Genomic DNA, 3,720 nt, shown 5'->3' with positions numbered 1-3,720 from the left:
GATCATGTAGAGGCCGGCCGCCTTGGACTTGGACGGCGCGGTGCGCGGGTCGGGCCGGCGCCATTCGGCGACGTCGAGGCGGATGCCCTTCAGCTTTTGCGCGGGATCGAAATAGCTCGGCCATTGCCAGATGGCGATGGCACAGTTGATGCGGTTGTTCTGCGCCGAGACGCCCATCTGCTCGCTGCCGCGCCAGGCGATCGGACGCACATAGGCGTCCTGGAAACCCTGCTTCTTCAGGAGCGTGCGGCAGGCCTCGTCGATCTCCGCGACCGAAAAGGGGATCTTGAAGCCGAGCAGGCGCGCCGATTCATGCAGGCGCTCATTGTGCTCGGTCAGCTTGAAGATCTGGCCGCCATAGGCGCGCTCGCCCTCGAAGACGGCGCTGGCATAATGCAGGCCGTGGGTCAAAACATGGATCTTGGCGTCGGCCCATTTGACGAACTCGCCGTTCATCCAGATGAAACCGTCCAGTTGATCGAAAGGAACGGATGCCATGGAAACCTCCCGCGGGCGGGCGCCCGCAAATCGTTGCGTCATATAGCGTTCGCGTCAGCCGCGCATGGGGTCTGAACCGCCGCCAGTGCTTGGAAGCGTAGGCGGATATTTAATTCATGGCAAACTTAGGAAGTTCCGGAAAAACGGCTTCCGCTTGCCTTTTCGTTCGCAATCCGCCGAAAAGCTTGTCAAAAATTATCATTGCCGGGAAATTACGTCAACAGTACTGACATAATCCCGCTTTGCATGGAGAAATGATGACGGATCGAAGCCCCGCAGCCGGAAAACCGATCAGGACGGCGATCACCGATGAGGACGGCATCGATTTTGCCATCATCGAGTTGTTTTTCTTCGCCTATCGCGACTTCACCTCCGATCCCGACCAGATCCTTGCCGATTACGGCTTCGGCCGCGCCCATCATCGCGTGCTGCATTTCGTCAATCGCAGGCCTGGGTTGACGGTTGCCGAACTGCTCGATGTGCTGAAGATCACCAAGCAGAGCCTGGCGCGGGTATTGAAGCAGTTGATCGACACCGACCATATCGTGCAGTTGCAAGGTCCGCGCGACCGCCGGCAACGCGAACTCTACCCGACGGCCAAGGGCCGCGCGTTGGCACTGGCGCTGGCACGGCCACAGTCGCGCCGCATCCGTGCTGCATTGGAGGATTCCGGAGCCGCCGGACGTGCCTCGATCGAACGTTTCCTGGAGGCGATGGTCGATCCGGAACTAAGAGCGCAGATCAACATTGTGCCTGCGCAAACATCGGGGAAAAGAAATGGAGACCACTGAAAAGGTTGATCATCCGGCAATGCCCGACGATGACGCGCCGCATCTGCTGGTGGTCGATGACGACACCCGCATCCGCAATCTGCTCAAGCAATACCTGTCCGAGAATGGCTTTCGCGTCACCGTCGCCGGTAATTCCAGCGAGGCGCGGCGCAAGCTCGCGGGGCTCGACTTCGACCTGCTGGTGCTCGATGTCATGATGCCTGGCGAAACCGGCGTCGACCTCACCAAGGCGCTGCGCGCCGAGAAGAACGTGCCGATCCTGATGCTGACGGCGCTGTCGGAAACCGACAGCCGCATCACCGGGCTGGAGGCCGGCGCCGACGACTATCTGCCGAAGCCCTTCGACCCGCGTGAGCTCATCCTGCGCATCAACAATATCCTGCGCCGCGGCGGGCCGGCGGCAACGCCGAAGGTCGAGCAGCTCGTCTTCGGCCCCTACACGTTCCAGATCGCCAAGCGCGAACTGAAGCGTGGCGGCGAGGCGCTGAAGCTGACCGACCGCGAGCAGGAGATCCTGGCAATCTTCGCCGCGCGCGCGGGCGAGACAATACCTCGCCATGAGCTCGTCGGCGATGAATCGGATGTCGGCGAGCGGACCATCGATGTCCAGATCAACCGGCTGCGCCGCAAGATCGAACGCGATCCGTCCAACCCGGTGTGGCTGCAGACAGTGCGCGGTATTGGGTATCGGCTCAGCGTGGAATAAACTGTTCCAGTGCGTGTCGCCCTAAAGTGGGCAGCGGTTTTGGGATACGACATGCACCAAAGAAGCGAAGCGCGCCAGGTAGGGCGCGCTTGCGGCCCTTTGCTGAACGGCCATCGACGAGCGGAAGGGCGAATGGCGACCACGCAACTGGAAAAGAAGGATGGCGGCATCGGCGATCTCGCGATGCGGACGCTGAAGGCGATGCCGCGCGCCTGGAACCGGTTCTGGCGCCTGGTCGCGCTCTACATGCCGAAGCGGCTCTATGCCCGCTCCCTCATCATCGTCATCGCGCCGATGATCCTTCTCCAGTCGGTCGTCGCCTTCGTCTTCATGGAGCGCCACTGGCAGACGGTCACCCAGCGCCTGTCGCAGGCGACCATCGCCGACATCGCCGCCATCATCGACATGATGGAGACCTACCCGCACGACGCCGATTACGCCAATGTCATCCGCATCGCTCAGGACCGCATGCAGCTCAAGGTCGATCTGCTCCCGCCCGATCCGCTGCCGCCCCCCGGGCCGAAGCCGTTCTTCTCCATCCTCGACACGGCCCTGTCGTCGGAGATCACCAGGCAGATCAACCGCCCCTTCTGGATCGACACGGTCGGCAACTCCAACGTCGTCGAGGTTCGCGTCCAGCTCGAAGGCAAGGTCTTGCGCGTCTTCGTGCGCCGCAGCCAGGCCTACGCCTCGAACACCCATATCTTCCTGATCTGGATGGTCGGCACCTCGCTGGTGCTGTTGATGATCGCCATTCCCTTCCTGCGCAACCAGATAAGGCCGATCCTGACGCTCGCCGAGGCTGCTGAGAGCTTCGGCAAGGGCCGGCCGATGCCGCGCGATTTCCGTCCGCGCGGCGCGGAGGAAGTGCGCCGCGCCGGCTTCGCCTTCATCCAGATGCGCGAGCGCATCGAGCGCCAGATCGAACAGCGCACCGCCATGCTGACCGGCGTCAGCCACGATCTTCGAACCATCCTCACCCGCTTCAAGCTGCAGTTGGCGCTGGCCGGCGGCAAGGCCGAGACCAAGGCCGCGCTCAACCAGGATATCGACGACATGCAGTCGATGCTGGAAGGTTATCTTGCCTTTGCCCGCGGCGAGGCTGCTGAAGACACCGGCCGCTTTGATCTTGAGACCTATTTACAGAAGCTTGGCGAGGAAGCGCAGCTGCGCAAATGCAAGCTGTCCACGACCTTGACCGGCGATCCGGCCGTGCATGTGCGGCCGAACGCCTTTGCCAGGCTGCTGTCCAACGTCATCGGCAACGCCTTCCGCTATGCCAAGACCGTAAAGGTCGATGCCAACCACGGCCGCGGCTCGCTCACCGTCACCATCGACGACGACGGCCCGGGCATCGCGCCCGACAAGCGCGAAGAAGTGTTCAAGCCATTCCTGCGGCTCGACGAGGCGCGCAACCTCGATGCCAGCGGCACCGGCCTCGGCCTGTCGATCGCCCGCGATATCGCCCGCAGCCATGGCGGCGACATCAGCCTCGAAGACAGCCCGCTCGGCGGCCTGCGCGCCGTGATCAAGGTTCCAGCCTAGATCGGAGCATGATCCCGTAAAGTGGAACCCGGTTTTCGGGTTAGATCATGCTCAATCAAAATTGCGGGTTCATCCGCCCGTCATGAAATCATGGTCAAGAGCGCGCATGAAGCGTGCGACCCTTACCGATTCGGCACTGCCGCCCCGCTTCGATCCCGCGCCTGCTAGGGTGCGCTGGAG

Annotated in this window: 4 protein-coding genes; 3 read left to right on the top strand and 1 reads right to left on the bottom strand. The window is 62.4% G+C overall.

Annotated elements, in window-relative coordinates:
- Positions 1-498 (bottom strand): aminotransferase class IV (locus tag EOA38_RS30455; protein WP_189435015.1); only part of this gene is annotated, 498 nt, incomplete at its 3' end.
- Positions 499-755: 257 nt separating this feature from the next.
- Between EOA38_RS30455 and EOA38_RS30450 the strand changes: the two genes are divergently transcribed.
- The 3 genes from EOA38_RS30450 to EOA38_RS30440 all read left to right on the top strand — a co-directional run bounded on the left by EOA38_RS30450 (position 756) and on the right by EOA38_RS30440 (position 3,540).
- A complete protein-coding gene (locus EOA38_RS30450; protein ID WP_126092394.1) occupies positions 756-1,289 on the top strand; it encodes a MarR family transcriptional regulator in 534 nt (177 codons plus the stop codon).
- Positions 1,276-1,995: a response regulator transcription factor gene (locus EOA38_RS30445; protein ID WP_126092393.1), complete on the top strand. Its 720-nt coding sequence runs from the start codon at positions 1,276-1,278 to the stop codon at positions 1,993-1,995. Before EOA38_RS30450 ends, EOA38_RS30445 begins: the two co-directional genes overlap by 14 nt.
- A 132-nt stretch (positions 1,996-2,127) precedes the next feature.
- Entirely contained in the window at positions 2,128-3,540 is a 1,413-nt protein-coding gene (locus tag EOA38_RS30440; RefSeq protein WP_126092392.1) for an ATP-binding protein, read from the top strand.
- Positions 3,541-3,720: the final 180 nt, after the last annotated feature.

This window comes from Mesorhizobium sp. M1E.F.Ca.ET.041.01.1.1, assembly GCF_003997355.1.
GTDB lineage: Bacteria > Pseudomonadota > Alphaproteobacteria > Rhizobiales > Rhizobiaceae > Mesorhizobium.
The sequence above is the reverse complement of the archived record's forward strand: the minus strand, read 5'-3'. Positions and strand labels throughout refer to the sequence as shown.